13 protein-coding genes are annotated in these 16,876 nt (G+C 71.3%); 12 read left to right on the top strand and 1 reads right to left on the bottom strand.

Annotation, left to right across the window (positions count from 1 at the left end; translation table 11 throughout):
- Positions 1–102: 102 nt before the first annotated feature.
- The 4 genes from H5368_RS07685 (at position 103) to glnE (ending at position 6,914) form a co-directional block, all read left to right on the top strand.
- Positions 103–1,047: a DUF808 domain-containing protein gene (locus H5368_RS07685; RefSeq protein WP_182822969.1), complete on the top strand. Its 945-nt coding sequence runs from the start codon at positions 103–105 to the stop codon at positions 1,045–1,047.
- 36 nt (positions 1,048–1,083) lie between these two features.
- Positions 1,084–2,235, top strand: a complete 1,152-nt coding sequence (locus H5368_RS07680) for a UDP-N-acetylglucosamine--N-acetylmuramyl-(pentapeptide) pyrophosphoryl-undecaprenol N-acetylglucosamine transferase (protein WP_182822967.1) — start codon at positions 1,084–1,086, stop codon at positions 2,233–2,235.
- A gap of 5 nt (positions 2,236–2,240) precedes the next feature.
- Positions 2,241–3,854 (top strand): NAD(P)/FAD-dependent oxidoreductase, encoded by a 1,614-nt coding sequence (locus H5368_RS07675; protein WP_182822965.1) that lies wholly within the window; start codon positions 2,241–2,243, stop codon positions 3,852–3,854.
- Positions 3,855–4,142: 288 nt separating this feature from the next.
- Entirely contained in the window at positions 4,143–6,914 is a 2,772-nt protein-coding gene (gene glnE, locus H5368_RS07670) for a bifunctional [glutamate--ammonia ligase]-adenylyl-L-tyrosine phosphorylase/[glutamate--ammonia-ligase] adenylyltransferase (protein ID WP_182823882.1), read from the top strand.
- Here the strand turns inward: glnE and H5368_RS07665 are convergent.
- Positions 6,911–7,840, bottom strand: a complete 930-nt coding sequence (locus tag H5368_RS07665) for a phosphoribosylaminoimidazolesuccinocarboxamide synthase (RefSeq protein WP_182822963.1) — start codon at positions 7,838–7,840, stop codon at positions 6,911–6,913. The genes glnE and H5368_RS07665 overlap by 4 nt on opposite strands.
- A gap of 78 nt (positions 7,841–7,918) precedes the next feature.
- Here H5368_RS07665 and H5368_RS07660 point away from each other — a divergent pair, with 78 nt between their 5' ends.
- The 8 genes from H5368_RS07660 to cphA all read left to right on the top strand — a co-directional run bounded on the left by H5368_RS07660 (position 7,919) and on the right by cphA (position 16,859).
- On the top strand, positions 7,919–8,248 hold the full coding sequence (locus H5368_RS07660; protein WP_182822961.1) for a DnaJ domain-containing protein: 330 nt from the start codon (positions 7,919–7,921) through the stop codon (positions 8,246–8,248).
- Positions 8,249–8,294: 46 nt separating this feature from the next.
- The gene (gene rpe, locus H5368_RS07655; RefSeq protein WP_182822959.1) at positions 8,295–8,966 is read left to right on the top strand and encodes a ribulose-phosphate 3-epimerase; all 672 of its coding nucleotides are present in this window, start codon (positions 8,295–8,297) and stop codon (positions 8,964–8,966) included.
- A complete protein-coding gene (gene yegS / locus H5368_RS07650) occupies positions 8,966–9,913 on the top strand; it encodes a lipid kinase YegS (protein WP_182822957.1) in 948 nt (315 codons plus the stop codon). The genes rpe and yegS overlap by 1 nt, the downstream gene beginning before the upstream one ends.
- Positions 9,910–11,382: an anthranilate synthase component I gene (gene trpE, locus H5368_RS07645; protein WP_182822954.1), complete on the top strand. Its 1,473-nt coding sequence runs from the start codon at positions 9,910–9,912 to the stop codon at positions 11,380–11,382. Before yegS ends, trpE begins: the two co-directional genes overlap by 4 nt.
- 57 nt (positions 11,383–11,439) lie before the next feature.
- Positions 11,440–12,021 carry an aminodeoxychorismate/anthranilate synthase component II gene (locus H5368_RS07640; protein ID WP_182822952.1) on the top strand — a complete coding sequence of 194 codons (582 nt, stop codon included), beginning with the start codon at positions 11,440–11,442 and terminating at the stop codon, positions 12,019–12,021.
- A gap of 8 nt (positions 12,022–12,029) precedes the next feature.
- A complete protein-coding gene (trpD, locus tag H5368_RS07635; RefSeq protein WP_182822950.1) occupies positions 12,030–13,070 on the top strand; it encodes an anthranilate phosphoribosyltransferase in 1,041 nt (346 codons plus the stop codon).
- A 126-nt stretch (positions 13,071–13,196) separates the two neighbouring features.
- Positions 13,197–14,039, top strand: coding sequence for a cyanophycinase (locus H5368_RS07630; RefSeq protein WP_182822948.1), 843 nt, complete (start codon positions 13,197–13,199; stop codon positions 14,037–14,039).
- A 27-nt stretch (positions 14,040–14,066) separates the two neighbouring features.
- Positions 14,067–16,859 (top strand): cyanophycin synthetase, encoded by a 2,793-nt coding sequence (cphA, locus tag H5368_RS07625; protein ID WP_182822946.1) that lies wholly within the window; start codon positions 14,067–14,069, stop codon positions 16,857–16,859.
- Positions 16,860–16,876: the final 17 nt, after the last annotated feature.

Genomic DNA, 16,876 nt, shown 5'->3' with positions numbered 1-16,876 from the left:
CACCCCGCGTCATATCCGCGTCATAGCCGCGTCGCGCTCCCCGTCATCCGGTCTTCCCCGGGCAATGACACAATTCCGTCCTTTCCCCGCTCGGAATGCACGATGGCCGGTGGTTCACTGCTCCTGCTGCTCGACGACATCGCCACGATCCTCGATGACGTCTCGATCCTCACCAAGGTGGCCGCCAAGAAGACCGCCGGCGTGCTTGGCGACGACCTGGCGTTGAACGCACAGCAGGTGGCCGGGGTGCGCGCGCACCGCGAGTTGCCCGTCGTGTTCGCGGTGTTCAAGGGGTCGATGCTCAACAAGGCGATCCTGGTGCCTGCGGCGCTCGCGATCAGCCTGTGGCTGCCGTGGCTGGTCACGCCGCTGATGATGATCGGCGGCGCCTACCTCTGTTACGAGGGCGTGGAAAAGCTGGCCCACAAGTTCCTGCACAAGGACGAAGCGCCGCCGCCGCGCAAGGATCTGCAGCGTCGCGCCGAAGCCGTCTTGGCCAAGGCCGCCGCCGCGCCGAACGAGGCGGACGTGCTCGCCAGCGAAAAGGAGAAGATCCGGGGTGCGATCCGCACCGACTTCATCCTGTCGGCCGAGATCATCGTGCTCTCGCTCGGCGTGGTGGCCGGGCAGCCGCTGCTGCAGCAGGTGCTGGTGCTGGTGGCGATCGCGCTGGCCATGACCTTCGGCGTCTACGGGCTGGTCGCAGGCATCGTGAAGCTCGACGACGTCGGCCTGTGGCTGACCCGCAAGCCCGGCAAGGTCGCCTGCATGGTGGGGCGCGGCCTGCTGTACGCCACCCCCTGGCTGATGAAGACCCTGTCGGTCCTCGGCACCGCGGCGATGTTCCTGGTCGGCGGCGGCATCCTCGTGCACTCGATCCCCGTGCTGCATCACGCGGTCGAGGCCCTCGGGCCGGACGGCTGGCTCGGTGCGATCGTCAGCGCGCTGTGCAATGCGCTGGTCGGCATCGTTGCCGGCGCGCTGGTGCTGGGCGCGGTCACGCTGTTCGGCAAGCTGCGCGGGAAGGCACCGGAGCCGGCACACTGAAGCTATAGTCTGCACCCGCTCCACATCCCGCATCCGATGCCCGATCCGCACAATGCGCCGCGTCGCGCCGCTGTCGGCCTTGCTGCCGGTGGTACCGGCGGCCACCTGTTTCCTGCCGAGGCGCTGGCGCGCGAACTGCTGGCGCGTGGCCATGAGGTCGTCATCTATACCGAGCGTCGCGGCGCGCAGTTCACCCGCGCCCTTGAGGGACTGCCGCACGTGGTGCTGCCGGCGCGCAGCCTGGCCGGCGGCATCGGCGGCAAGCTGGCCGCGGCGACGGTGATCGCGCGTGCCACGCTGGCCGCACGCGCCGACATGAAGCGCCGCGGCGTGCGCCTGCTCGCGGGCTTCGGCGGCTATCCAAGTTTCGCGCCGGCGCTCGCCGCGCGCAGCCTGGGCCTCCCGCTGCTGCTGCACGAGCAGGGCACGCGGTTGAGCATGGCTAACCGCCAGCTGCTGCGTTTCGCCACGCGCGTGGCGACGTCGTTCCCGGGCGTTGCCGGCATCGACGTCGGGCGCGTGGTGGAAACCGGCAACCCGGTGCGCGCCGAGATCCTCGCCGCCGCCGGCGCGCCCTATCCGTCGCTCGATGCCCCGGCGCCGCTGCGCCTGCTGGTGGTCGGCGGCAGCCAGGGCGCCGCGGTGTTCGGGCGCGTGGTGCCGGCGGCCCTGCTGGCGCTGCCTGAAGCCCTGCGCCGGCGCATCCGGGTGGCGCTGCAGTACCGCGGCGACGATGCGGCCAGCGTGGCCGCCGGACTGCAGGCGGCCGGGATCGACGCCGAGGTGCGGCCGTTCTTCGACGACATGGCGGCGCGGCTGCACGATGCGCACCTCGTGCTCACCCGTGCCGGCGCCACCACCATCGCCGACCTGCTGGTGGTCGGCAGGCCGGCGATCTTCGTGCCGATCCCGCAGGGCGGCTCGCGCGAGGAGCAGCGCGGCAATGCCGAAGCGCTGGCGCGGCTCGGCGCGGGCTGGTGCATGCCCGAGCCGGACGGTTTCACCGCCGCCGCGCTGGCCGGGCGCCTCGCCCTGCTGTTGGCCGACGCCACCACGCTGCCGAACGCCGCCGCGGCCGCCGCGGCCCTGGGCCGGCCCGATGCCGCCTCGCGCCTGGCCGACGAGGTCGATGCGATGTTGGCGCTGCCGGCGGGCAGCGCGTCGCGACGCGCGCTGACCGGAGGCTGACCGGCGTGGCCCGCGACGCGCAGGATGTGCTGATCGTCGGCGGCGGCCACAACGGCCTGGTTTGCGCCGCCTACCTTGCCGGCGCCGGGCTCAAGGTGCGCGTGCTGGAGCGCCGCGGCATCGTCGGCGGCGCCGCGGTCACCGAGGAGTTCCATCCCGGCTTCCGCAACTCGGTGGCCAGCTACACCGTCAGTCTGCTGAACCCGCGCGTCATCGCCGACCTGCGCCTGGCCGCGCATGGCCTGCGCGTGGTCGAGCGGCCGTACTCCAACTTCCTGCCGCTGCCCGATGGCCGCGCGTTCCGCCTCGGCGGCGAACACGGCACCGCCGAGGTCGCGAAGTGGTCGCCGCGCGACGCCGAACGCCTGCCGGAGTACTACGCCATGCTCGACCGCGTGGTGGTGGTGCTGCGCCAGCTGATGCTGGAAACGCCACCCAACGTGTCCGACGGTTTCGTGCTGGCCGACTGGATGGCGTCGCTGACCGTGGCGCGGCGCCTGAAGTCGCTGGACATGCGCGGCCGCCGCGACCTCCTCGACCTGTTCGCCAAATCCGCGGGCGAGCTGCTCGACGCCTGGTTCGAATCCGAACCCTTGAAGGCGGCGCTGGGCTGGGACTCGGTGGTCGGCAACTTCGCCAGCCCCTACACGCCGGGCAGCGCCTACGTGCTGCTGCACCACGTGTTCGGCGAGGTGAACGGCAAGCAGGGCGCCTGGGGGCACGCGATAGGCGGCATGGGCGCGATCAGCGATGCGATCGCGGCCGAGTGCGCGGCGCGCGGCGTGGTGGTGGACACCGATGCCGAGGTCGCCGAGGTGCTGGTGGAGCAGGGCCGCGCGGTCGGCGTGGCGCTGGCCGATGGCCGCATGCTGCGCGCGCGCGTGGTCGCCAGCAGCCTCAACCCGAAGCTGCTGTACACGCGCCTGGTCGCGCGCAAGCACCTGGATGACGACACCGCCGAGCGCATCGCCCGCTACCGCTGCGGCTCGGGCACGTTCCGCATGAACGTGGCGCTGTCGGAGCTGCCGGACTTCAGTGCGGCACCGGGCACCACGCTGCAGCCGCACCACCAGAGCGGGATCCTGGTCGGACCCTCGCTGCGCTATTTCGAGCAGGCCTATTTCGACGCCCGCTCCAGGGAGCACAACGCCGGCTGGGCGCGCGCGCCGATCGTCGAGCTGGTGATCTCCTCGACGCTCGACGCCAGCCTCGCGCCCCCTGGCGCGCACGTCGCCAGCCTGTTCTGCCAGCACGTGAACCCGGATGTCGACGGCGGCTGGGACGCGCACCGCGACACCGTGGCGCGGCTGATGATCGACACCGTGGACGCGCAGGCGCCGAACTTCCGCGCCAGCGTGCTCGGCTACGAAGCACTGTCACCGCTCGACCTCGAACGCCGCTTCGGCCTGGTGGGCGGCGACATCTTCCACGGCAGCCTGGGGCTCGACCAGCTGTTCGCGGCGCGGCCATTGCTCGGCCAGGGCAACTACCGCGGGGCGCTGCCGGGGCTGTACCTGTGCGGGTCCGGCACGCATCCCGGAGGTGGCGTGACCGGCTTGCCCGGGCGAAATGCCGCGCGCGAGATCGCCCGGGACCTCGGTCGTCGCATGTCAGGCTGAGCCGTCGCCGGTCTTCAATTCATGAACTGCCCGGTTTCATTTTGCAGCGCAGCGTGCAAGTTGCATAACGCTTCCTTCACGATCGACCTGCACCCGACGTGGGGGAGGGAGCAAGGCCCGAAGCGGTTCGCCGCTTCGGGCTTTTTTATGGTGATCTCCCTGGGCATGGGGCACCGGGTACGAAGACCGTGACCACTCATGTGCCCCGGCGATGGCCTGCCGGATCCGGTTCTCGTATGTCCGATCCCGCGCCGATGCCACAATCCCTGCGTGAACCCCGTCTCCGACATGCTTCCTGACGTGCGCCTGGGCGACCATGTCGACCGACTGCTGGCGCGCCTGCCGGACGGGCTTGGCGCGCGCGGCGGCGATGCCTTGCGCCGCGTGGCGATCGCCAGCGATTTTGCGGCCGAGGTGTTCGCCCGGCAACCCGAGGTGCTGGCGCGCCTGGTGGACGCGCAGGATGCGCCGGCGCTGCCGCTGCCGGTCCTGCCCGCCGATGGCCAGGCCGAATGGCCGACCCTGCTGCGCCGGTACCGGACCGCCGAGTCCGCGCGGCTGGTGTGGCGTGACGTGCTCGGGCTGGACGCGGTCGGCGACACGCTGGCCGGCAGCACCCGCCTGGCGGAGGACTGCCTGCAGCTCGGGCTGGCGGCGCTGGAGGCGCAGTTCGAACAGCGGCACGGCCTGGTGCGGGATGGCGACGGCCATGTGGTGCGGCTGGTGGTGTACGCGCTGGGCAAGCTTGGCGGCGGCGAGCTCAACTTCAGCTCCGACGTAGACCTGGTCTATGCCTACGCGGCGGGCGGCGAGAGCGATGGCGCGCGACCATTGGCGGCGGAGGATTATTTTGCCCGCCTGGGCCAGGCGCTGGCACGGCTGCTCGACGCGCCGACCGCCGACGGCTTCTGCCACCGCGTCGACCTGCGCCTGCGCCCGTTCGGCAACGCCGGGCGCATCGCGCTGAGCTTCGCGGCCATGGAGCTGTACTTCCAGCGCGAAGGCCGCGACTGGGAACGCTACGCCTGGCAGAAGGCGCGGCCGGTGGCCGGCGACATCGCCGCCGGCGAAGCGTTCCTGGCCACGCTGCGGCCGTTCGTCTACCGCCGCTACCTTGATTACGGAGCGCTCGAAGGCCTGCGCGACATGAAGCAGGCGATCGCCGCCGAAGTGGCGCGCAAGGACCTGGCCGACGACATCAAGCGCGGCCCGGGCGGGATTCGCGAGATCGAATTCCTGGTGCAGGCGCTGCAGCTGATCCGCGGTGGCCACGAGCCGGCGCTGCGCGGCCGGCGCCTGCTGCCGATGCTCGGGGCGCTGTGCGCGGCGCGGCAGGTCGCGCCGGAGGCGGCCGCCGATCTCGCGGACGCCTACCTGTTCCTGCGCCGGGTGGAGAACCGCCTGCAGATGCTGCGCGATGCACAGACGCACGTCCTGCCGGATGACGCCTTCGACCGCCTGCGCGTCGCGCGCGGACTTGGCCATGACAGCTGGCCGGCGCTTGCCGCGGAACTCGAGGCGCATCGCGCGCGCGTCGCCGCCGAATTCGACGCGCTGCTCGCCCAGCGCCGTGCGCAGCCCGGCGTCGACAGCGACATCGCCGGCTACTGGCGCGCGCTGCCCGATGCCGGCGCGGCCGATGTGCTGGCCGCCGCCGGCTATGGCGACGCCGCCGAGGTCGACGCCGCGCTGCGCGATTTCGCGCGCTCGCCCAGCGTGCGCGAGCTGTCCGACGCCGCGCGCGCACGCCTCGACCGGGTCATGCCGCTGCTGCTGCAGGCCACGGCGCCCGCCGACCGCCCGCTGCAGGCGCTGCGCCGCCTGCTGGCGCTGCTGCACAACATCCTGCGCCGCCCGAGCTACCTGGCATTGCTCGACGAACAGCCTGCGGCGCTGGCGCGCCTCACCGGCCTGGTGACGCGCAGCGCGTTCCTCGCCGAGCGCGTTGCCGCGCACCCGCTGCTGCTCGACGAGCTGCTCGACGCGCGCGTGGAAGGCCCGCTGCCCGGGCGCGAACAACTCGATGCCGCCTGCCGAGTGGCGCTGCAGCGCGACGACATCGAGGCGGCGCTGTTCGCGCTCAACGAAACCCGCCAGGCGCTCAGCTTCCGCATTGCGCTGGCCACGCTCGACGACCGCCAGCCGGCGCCGGACAGCACCCGCCAGCTGTCGTGGCTGGCCGATGCGGTCGTCGGCGTCGTGGTTGCGCTGGCGCGACGCGAGATGCAGGCCGCGCACGGCGACATCGCCGGCGCGCGCTTCGCCGCGATCGGCTACGGCAGCCTCGGCGGCGAGGAGCTCGGCATCGGCTCCGACCTCGACCTGGTGTTCCTGTACGACGCGCCCGAAGGCGCCCAGTCCGACGGCGCGCGCAGCGTGGACGCCGGGCGCTGGTTCGCGCGCCTGGCGCAGAAGGTCGTGGCGCTGCTCGGCACCAGCACTGGCGCCGGGCGCCTGTACGAGGTCGACGTGCGCCTGCGCCCGGATGGCGCCAGCGGCCTGCTGGTGTCCTCGCTCGCCAGCTACGGCGAATACCAGCGCACCCGCGCCTGGACCTGGGAACACCAGGCGCTGGTGCGCGCGCGTTGCGTATCCGGCGATGCCGGCCTGTGCGCCGCGTTCGAGCGCGTGCGCACCGCGGCGCTGGCGCGGCCACGCGATCCTTCCGTGCTGTTCACCGATGTCGCGGCGATGCGCGCCCGCATGCGCGCCGAGCTCGACCGTGGCAGTGCCGCCCGCTTCGATCTCAAGCAGGGCGAAGGCGGCCTGGTGGACCTGGAGTTCCTGCTGCAGGCGCTGGTGCTGCGCGATGCCGCCGCGCGTCCGACGCTGCTGGTGCCGCGCGCCACGCCCGAGCTGATCGCGGCGTGCCGCGCAGGAGCTCTGCTGGACGAGGCGACCGCGGCGCGGCTGACCGCTGCGCACGCCACGCTGGTGGCAATGGGACTTGCCTGCACCCTGGACCGCCGCGCGCGCCTGGTCGACGACAGCCCCGGACTGCAGGCCGCGCGCGACGCCATCACCGGCGCCGTGCGCGCGGCAGGCCTGGCAACCGCCTAGGCGGCGGCGTCGATGCTGATCCCGGCCAGCCGCTGCAGCGCTTCGGCGTACTTGTCGCGGGTGCGGGCGATCACGTCCGCCGGCAGCGACGGCCCGGGCGCGGTCTTGTCCCAGCCCTGGGCCTCCAGCCAGTCGCGCACGAACTGCTTGTCGTAGCTCGGCGGGCTGGTGCCGACTTCGTAGGCATCGGCCGGCCAGTAGCGCGACGAGTCGGGCGTGAGCATCTCGTCCATCACGTACAGGCGGCCGTCGGCATCGGTGCCGAATTCGAACTTGGTGTCGGCGAGGATGATGCCGCGCCCGGCGGCATGCTCCGCGGCGAAGGCGTACAGCCGCAGCGTGGCGTCGCGCACCTGTTCGGCCAGCTCCGCGCCGACCTTGTGCACCATGGTGTCGAAGTCGATGTTCTCGTCGTGGTCGCCGGCGGCGGCCTTGGTGGACGGGGTGAAGATCGGCTGCGGCAGGCGCTCGGCCTGGCGCAGGCCATCGGGCAGGGCGATGCCGCTGATGCGGCCGGTGCGGCGGTAGTCGTTCCAGCCGCTGCCGATCAGGTAACCGCGGGCGATGGCCTCCACCGGCACCGGCTTCAGGCGCCGCGTCACCACCGAGCGCTGCAGGTAGGGCGCCGGATCCACGCCGGCCGGCAGCACGCTGGCCACGTCGATGCCGGTGAGGTGGTTCGGCATCAGGTGTTCGGTCTTGTCGAACCAGAAGTTGGACACCTGGCAGAGCATCTCGCCCTTGCCGGGGATCGGGTCCGGCAGGACCACGTCGAACGCGCTCAGGCGATCGCTGGCCACGATCAGCAACAGCGGGCCGAACGCCTCGGGGCCGGAGCCGGGAGGCAGCTCGTAGACATCGCGGACCTTGCCGCGGTGGAGCAGGTTGAGGCCGGGGAGGCGGGCTTCGAGCAGGGTCGTTGCCATCGTGTCGGGTCGCAGCCGTCGGGCGGGCATTGTAGCGACGACGGCGTCGAGGTGCCGGGGGACGGTAGAATCACGCGCATGAAACGCTGGTACGGAAAACTCCTGGGCTTCATCGCCGGCTGGCTGCTGCTGCGCCACCCGGCCGGCGGGCTGATCGGCCTGCTGATCGGCCACGCCTTCGACAGCGACTGGTTCCGGCGCCCGGCCGACAACGCCTATGGCGTGCTGGGCCTGGGCCCGGACGCCAGCGATGCCGATGTCGACCGCGCCTACCGGCGGCTGATCGCGCAGTACCACCCCGACCGTCTCGGCGGCGCCGCCGAGGAGCTGCGCGACCAGGCCGAGCGCCGCGCACGCGAGATCAACGGCGCGTACGACCGCATCCGCGCGCTGCGCAAACCGCGCTGACCGCGACGGTCGCCGCACCGCATCCTTCCCCCCGTCCGGACCCGCCATGCAACCGACCGTCATCGCCCCCTCGATCCTCTCGGCGGATTTCGCCCGCCTTGGCGAGGAGGTCGACAACGTGCTCGCCGCCGGCGCCGACTGGGTGCACTTCGACGTGATGGACAACCATTACGTGCCCAACCTGACCATCGGCCCACTGGTCTGCTCCGCGCTGCGCAGGCATGGCGTGACCGCGCCGATCGACGTGCACCTGATGGTGTCGCCGGTGGACCGCATCGTCGGCGATTTCGCCGAGGCCGGCGCCACGCTGATCAGCTTCCACCCGGAAGCGAGTTCGCACGTGCACCGCACGATCCAGCTGATCCGCGCTGCCGGCTGCCAGCCGGGGCTGGTGCTGAATCCGGCGACCCCGGTCGAGGTGCTCGATTACGTGCTCGACGAACTCGACCTGGTGCTGCTGATGTCGGTCAATCCGGGGTTTGGCGGCCAGGCCTTCATTCCCTCCGCGCTCGACAAGCTGCGCACGGTGCGCGCGCGCATCGATGCCAGCGGCCGTGATGTGCGCCTGGAGATCGACGGCGGCGTGAAGCCGGACAACATCGGCGCGATCGCCGCCGCCGGTGCCGACACCTTCGTCGCCGGCTCGGCGATCTTCAGCCAGCCGGATTACGCCGAGGTCATCGCGCGCATGCGCGCGCACGCCGCCGCGGGGACCTGATGGCCGCGCCGCGCTGGAGGCTGGTGCTCAACGGCAAGTCGGCCGGCGACGACGCGCTGCGCGATGCGGTCACCGCGATCCGCGATCGCGGCGTGGCGCTGGACGTGCGCGTCACGTGGGAAGCGGGTGATGCGGAGCGCCATGTGTCCGAAGCGATCGCCGACGGCGTGGCGACGATCATCGCCGCCGGTGGCGACGGCACGCTGAGCGAGGTCGCGGCTGCACTGGCGCGCCGCGACGCCGCTGCCGACGCGCTGCCCTCGATCGCGCTGGTGCCGTTGGGCACCGCCAATGACTTCGCGAGCGCGGCCGGGATCCCCGACGCGCCGCTCGACGCCATGATGCTGGCACTGCAGCAGCCGGCCACGCTGGTCGACCTGCTGCGCATCGAGGCCGACGACGGCGCGCACTGGGCCGCAAACCTGGCCAGCGGCGGGTTCGGCACGGATGTCACGGTGGAAACCAGCGAGGGCATGAAGAAGCTGCTCGGCGGTCTCGCGTACGTGGTCACCGGCATGGCCAAGCTCGGCCGCATCGATCCGGTCTCCGCGCGCTTCAAGGGCCCCGGATTCGAATGGAGCGGCGACTTCATCGCGCTCGGCCTTGGCAACGGGTCGCAGGCGGGCGGTGGCCAGGCGCTGTGTCCCGATGCGCTGGTCGACGATGGCCTGCTCGAGCTGACCATCGTCCCCACGCTCGAGGGCGAGGTGGCGGCGACCTTCGGCACGCTGCTGGCCGACGGCAGGCACGCCGCGCTCGATCGCGTCGCGGTGCGCACGCGCCTGCCCTGGGTGGAGGTGGCCTCCGACGCGCCGCTCACGCTGAACCTGGATGGCGAGCCGGTGACCTGCACGCACTTCCGCGTCGAATGCGTCGCCGCGCGCCTGCGCATGCACTTGCCGGACGGCAGCCCGCTGCTCTCCGCGAACAGGTCGCGCACACCATGACGCCCGACGAATTCCAGCGCCACGCCGATGCCGGCCACACCCGCATCCCGGTGATGCGCGAAGTACTGTCGGACCTGGACACGCCGCTGTCGGTGTACCTGAAGCTGGCCGACGGCCCCAATACCTACCTGTTCGAGTCGGTGGAGGGTGGCGAACGCTTCGGCCGCTATTCCATCATCGGCCTGCCGGCGACGCGCGTGTACGCCTTCCACGGCCACGTGCTCAGCGTGCGCGAGCACGGCGAGGTGGTGGAAACGCGCGCGGTCGCCGATCCATTCGCCGAAGTCGAACACCTGCGCGCCGCGCATTCGGTGCCGCGCATCGCCGGGCTGCCGGGGTTCACCGGCGGCCTGGTGGGCTGGTTCGGCTTCGAGTGCATCGGCTACGTCGAGCAACGCCTGGATGGTGGCGACACGCCGGACGAGCTCGGCACGCCGGACATCCTGCTGATGGAGTCCGACGAGCTCGCGGTGTTCGACAACCTCAAGGGCCGCCTGTACCTGGTGGTGCACGCCGACCCGCGCGAGCCGCAGGCGCTGGCACGTGCCAACCGTCGCCTCGACGCGCTGGTGCATCGCCTGCGCAGCGGCGGCGCGGCGTACCCCGAAATGCTGCAGCCGGCGGCACTCGACGAGGCGGATTTCGTTTCCGGGTTCACCCGTGACGGCTTCATCGATGCGGTGAAGCGCTGCCAGGAGTACATCGCCGCCGGCGACGTGTTCCAGGTGGTGCTGTCGCAGCGGCTGTCGGTGCCGTTCCACGCGCGCCCGGTGGATGTCTACCGCGCGCTGCGCGCGTTGAACCCGTCGCCGTACATGTATTTCCTCGACGTCGGCGGCACCCAGGTGGTGGGCAGCTCGCCGGAGATCCTGGTGCGCCAGCAGGGCGACCTGGTCACCGTGCGCCCGATTGCCGGCACCCGCCCGCGCGGCGCCACGCCGGAAGAAGACGCCGCGCTCGAGGCCGAGCTGCTGGCCGACCCCAAGGAGCGCGCCGAGCACCTGATGCTGATCGACCTCGGCCGCAACGACGTCGGCCAGGTCGCGCGCCCGGGCACGGTGGAGATGGGCGAGCGCTTCGTGATCGAGCGCTACAGCCACGTCATGCACATCGTCAGCGAGGTCACCGGGCGACTGCGCGACGGCCTGTCGTACACCGACGTGCTGCGCGCCACGTTCCCCGCCGGCACGGTGAGCGGCGCGCCCAAGATCCGCGCGCTGGAGATCATCCGAGAGCTCGAGCCGGTCAAGCGCAACGTGTACGCGGGCAGCATCGGCTACATCGGCTGGCACGGCGACGCCGATACCGCGATCGCCATCCGCACCGCGGTGATCCAGGACGGCCGCCTGCACGTGCAGGCCGGCGCCGGCATCGTCTACGACTCCGACCCGGTGAAGGAGTGGGAGGAGACGATGAACAAGGGGCGCGCGCTGTTCCGCGCGGTGGCGCAGGCGGCCGGCGGGCTGTAGCCGGCGCGAACGCGCGGTTTGGGTGAAAATGACCGATTCGCCGGCACGGATGCAGCCATGCTGCTGATGATCGACAACTACGACAGCTTCACCTTCAACCTCGTGCAATACCTGCAGGTGCTGGGTGCCGAGGTGCGCGTGGAGCGCAACGATGCGCTCGATGTCGACGCCATCGCGCGCATGGCGCCGGAGCACATCGTGCTGTCGCCAGGACCCTGCGCGCCCGACCAGGCCGGCATCTGCCTGGCGGTGATCGAGCAGCTCGGCCCGCGCATCCCGATCCTGGGCGTGTGCCTCGGCCACCAGGCCATCGGCCAGGCCTATGGCGGTCGCGTGGTGCGCGCCAAGCGGATCATGCACGGCAAGACCTCGCCGATCCGCCACACCGGCGCTGGCGTCTTCAGCAGCCTGCCGGATGGCTACGAGGCTACCCGCTACCATTCACTGGTGGTCGAGCAGCACAGCCTGCCGGACTGCCTGGAAGTCACCGCCTGGACCGACGACGCCGATGGCGGCCGCGAGGAGATCATGGGCCTCCGGCACCGCGAGCACCCGGTGCAGGGCGTGCAGTTCCATCCCGAATCGATCCTCAGCCAGCACGGCCACGCGCTGCTGCGCAACTTCCTCGAACAGGTTTGAAGCACACGATGTCCATCACCCCCCACGAGGCCCTGCAACGGACCATCGAGCACCGCGAGATCTTCGAAGACGAGATGGTCGACCTCATGCGCCAGGTGATGCGCGGCGACGTGTCGCCGCTGATGACCGCGGCGATCATCGTCGGCCTGCGGGTGAAGAAGGAAACGGTGGGCGAGATCACCGGCGCGGCGCGCGCGATGCGCGAGCTGGCGCTGAAGGTGGACGTGGCCGACCGTCGCCACCTGGTCGACATCGTCGGCACCGGCGGCGACGGCGCCAACACCTTCAACATCTCCACAGCGTCGAGCTTCGTGATCGCCGCGGCAGGCGGCAAGGTCGCCAAGCACGGCGGGCGCAGCGTGTCCTCCACCTCGGGCAGCGCCGATGCGTTCGAAGCCCTGGGCGTCACCATCGAGCTGCCGCCGGCGGGGGTGGCGGAATCGATCGCGCGCACCGGCATCGGTTTCATGTACGCACCGGCCTACCACCCTGCGATGAAGGTGGTGGCCCCGGTGCGCCGCGAGATGGGCGTGCGCACGCTGTTCAACATCCTCGGGCCGCTGACCAACCCCGCTGGCGCGCCCAACATTTTGATGGGCGTGTTCCATCCTGACCTTGTCGGCATCCAGGTGCGCGTGCTGCAGGAGCTGGGCGCCGAGCGCGCGCTGGTGGTCTGGGGCCGCGACGGCATGGACGAGATCTCGCTGGGCGCCGGGACCCTGGTCGGCGAACTGCGCGACGGCCAGGTGCGCGAGTACGAGATCCATCCCGAGGATTTCGGCATCGCCATGGCCGCCAGCCGCAACCTGCGCGTCGATGGCGCGGCGGCGTCGCGTGACATGGTGCTGGACGCGATCGGCAACGCCGACGGGCTCCCCGGCAGCATCGTGGCGCTGAACGCGGGTGCTGCGCTGTATGTCGCCGGGGTCGCCGCATCGATCGCCGAGGGCGTGGTGCTGGCGCGCGCCACCATTGCCTCGGGCGCGGCGCTGGCCAAGCTGCGCGAATTCGCGTCCGCCACCGCCGCCATCGCCGCCGCGACGCCCTGACACCGGCGCGCGCGGGGCCGGCGGCGCGGCCTGCGTGCTATTTTCAAGCCTTCGTGGCATCCGCGTGATGCCATCCATTGAACATCGCCATGGCGCCGGGGGCGCCTGGCCGGGAGTGTGTGCTGCATGTGTCCTAGCAAGGTCGCCGACGGCGAAGAGCGTGGCTGGATCGTTCCCATCGGCGGTGCCGAGGACAAGGAAACCGGGCGCAGGATCCTCAAGCGCTTCGTGGAGCTGTGTGGCGGCCGCGATGCCGACATCGCCATCATCCCCACCGCCAGCCGCCTGGCCGACACCGGGCCGCGCTACGAGGACCTGTTCAACCGGCTCGAGGCCGGACGCGCGCGCTCGGTGCCGTTCGCCTCGCGCGAGGACGGCGGGCGTGACGCCTACCTGCGGCAGCTGGAGGACGCCACCGGGGTGTTCATCACCGGCGGCAACCAGCTGCGCCTGTCGACCATCCTCGGCGGCACCGCGGCGGCCAAGCTGATCCGCGAACGCAATGCCAGCGGCGTGCATGTCGGCGGCACCAGCGCCGGCGCCAGCATCCTCAGCGAGCACATGATCGCGTTCGGCAAGGAAGGGTCGTCGCCGCGCGCCAGCAGCGTGCGGCTGGCGCCGGGCCTCGGCCTGACCAACCGCTTCATCATCGACCAGCACTTCCGCGAGCGCGACCGCCTCGGCCGGCTGGTGGCGGCGCAGGCCTACAACCCGTTCGCGATCGGCATCGGGCTCGACGAGGACACCGCGGCGTTCATCGCACCCGACAACACGCTCGAGGTCGAGGGCAGCGGTTCGATCACCGTGGTGGATGCCAGCGGCCTGCAGTTCTCGTCGATGGCCGAAGCCGGCCAGGATGATCCGGTGTGCCTGCTCGGCCTCACCGTACACATCCTGGTGGCGGGCGCCACCTACAACCTGCACACGCGCCGCGCGTCGCCCGGTACATTGGCCGACACCCACGATTGATCCAAACGCCACCTTGAAGGGAACCACATGCGCGTCCTGAACCGTTCCGTCTACGTCGGTCCATCGCTGTACGCGCACTTCCCGGTGATCCGCCTCGAGCTCGACCTGGGCCTGCTGGAGCAGTGGCCCACCGCGCGCCTGGGTGCCGGCTTCATCGACGGACTGGTCGCCGCGTTGCCGGGGCTGGCCGAACACGGCTGTTCGTACCGCGAACCCGGCGGCTTCCTGCGCCGGTTGCGCGAAGGCCAGGGCACCTGGCTCGGCCACGTGCTGGAGCACGTCGCGATCGAGCTGCAGAACGTCGCCGGCGAAGATGTCACGTTCGGCAAGACCCGCGGCATCGATGAGGACCGCCCGGGCGTCTACTCGGTGGTGTACGAGTACGCGCAGCGCGAAGAGGGCATCGCCGCCGGCGAGCTCGCGCTGAAGCTGCTGGAATCGCTGCTGCCCGAGGCACTGCGCACGCCGGGCAGCGTGCCCGATGGCTGGGAATGGGAGGAGGCGCTGACCGCGTTCATCCGCTACGCACAGCGACGCCAGCTGGGTCCCTCGACCGCATCCCTGGTGCGTGCCGCCGAGGAGCGCGATATCCCCTGGATGCGCCTCAACGAGCAGTCGCTGGTGCAGTTCGGCCACGGCAAGTACCAGCAGCGCATCCAGGCCACGGTCACCGGGCGCACCTCGCACATCGCCGTGGAGCTCGCCGGCGACAAGGAAGAAACCAACAAGATCCTCGGCGCGCTGGGCCTGCCGGTGCCGCGTCAGATCATGGCCAACAGCCAGACCGACGCCATCAAGGCGGCCAACCGGCTGGGTGGTCCGGTGGTGCTGAAGCCGTGGAACGGCAATCACGGCCGCGGCATCACCATCGACGTGCGCGGCGACGACGCCATCCGCGTCGCGTTCAACGCCGCGCGCGAGCATTCGCGCTCGGTGATCGTGGAGACCTTCCAGCCTGGCGACGACCACCGCCTGCTGGTCGTCGACGGCGAACTCGTCGCCGCCACCCGGCGCACGCCCGGCCATGTGGTGGGCGACGGGCGCAGCACCATCGCCGAGCTGGTGGAGGTGGTGAACCAGGATCCGCGCCGCGGCGTGGGCCACGAGAAGGTGCTGACGCGGCTCGAGCTCGACGACGCGGCGGCACTGATGATGGAGCGCGTGGGCATGGCCGCGGACTCGGTGCCCGCCGAAGGCGAGGTGGTGTACCTGCGCGCCACCGCCAACCTGTCCACCGGCGGCACCGCCACCGACGTCACCGACACCATCCATCCAGACAACCGCGACATGGCCGAGCGCGCGGTGCGTGCGATCGGGCTGGACGTCGGCGGCGTGGATTTCATCACGCCCAACATCAACGAGAGCTACCGCACCATCGGCGGCGCGATCTGCGAGGTCAACGCCGCACCCGGATTCCGCATGCACGTGGCGCCCAGCGAGGGCACGCCGCGCGATCCGGCCGGGCGCGTGATCGACATGCTGTTCCCGTCCGGTGCATCGACGCGCGTGCCGATCGCGGCCATCACCGGCACCAACGGCAAGACCACCACCGCGCGCATGCTGGCGCACATCACCAAGATGGCCGGTTTCACGCCCGGGCTCACCACCACCGACGGCGTGTACATCGACGGCCAGCGCACCGTGGAGGGCGACATGACCGGGCCGACCTCGGCGCGCATGGTGCTGCGCGACCCGCAGATCGACATGGCGGTGCTGGAGACCGCGCGCGGCGGGCTGCTGCGCGCCGGCATGGGCGTGCGCCACATCGACGTGGGCGCGGTGCTCAACGTCGCCGCCGACCACCTCGGCCTGAAGGGCATCGATACGCTGGAACAGCTCGCCGAGGTCAAGCGCGTGGTGGTGGAGGTGGCACGCGAATGCGCGGTGCTCAACGCCGACGACCCGCAGGTGCTGCGCATGTCGGCGTACACCGATGCGCGCAGCATCTGCTACGTGACCATGAATCCCTCGCATGCGCTGGTCCGCGAGCACATCCGCGCCGGTGGCCGCGCCTGCGCGCTGGAAGCCGGCGTCAACGGGCAGATGGTCACGCTGTACGACAAGGGCGCGCACCTGCCGCTGATGTGGACGCACCTCATACCGGCGACGCTCGAGGGCCGCGCGCTGCACAACGTGCAGAACGCGATGTTCGCCGCGGCCATGGCCTATGCGCTCGGCATCAAGCTCGATGCCATCCGCCAGGGCCTGCGCACCTTCGACTCCACGTTCTTCCAGGCGCCGGGGCGCATGAACGTGTTCGAGGAGCATCCTTTCAAGGTGGTGATGGACTACGCGCACAACGCCCACGCGGTGGCGATGATGGCCGGGCTGGCGCAGCGGCTTGACGTGGCCGGGCGCCGGATCGTGGTCGTCGCCGGGCCGGGCGACCGCCGCGACGAGGACCTGGTGGCGATCGCCGGCAGCGTGGCCGGCAAGTTCGACCACTACATCGTGCGCCGCGACGACGGCCTGCGCGGCCGCGACGGCGACGAGGTGCCGCGCATCATCGCGGACGCGTTGCGCGCCGCCGGCGTGGGCGACGCCATGATCAGCGTGATCCCCGACGAGCAGGCCGCCGTGGATGCCGCGCTGCGCATGGGCCGCCCCGGCGACCTGGTGCTGGTGCTGGCCGACGCGCTGACCCGCACCTGGAAGCAGATCACCAAGTTCCGCGCCGATGGCGAGGCACCGCCTGCCCCGGTGCGCGTCGAGCCGCCGACGCTGTCGGAGTCCGAGCACGACGCGGCGACGGTCGCGGCGATGGACGGCGTGGTGCGCGACGAACGCGGCCTGGTATTCGAGCGTGAAGAGAGCGACTGACGATGAGCGCAGGCGGG

This window comes from Luteimonas sp. MC1782 (genome assembly GCF_014164605.1).
GTDB lineage: Bacteria > Pseudomonadota > Gammaproteobacteria > Xanthomonadales > Xanthomonadaceae > Luteimonas.
This window is presented reverse-complemented; position numbering and strand designations above follow the sequence as displayed.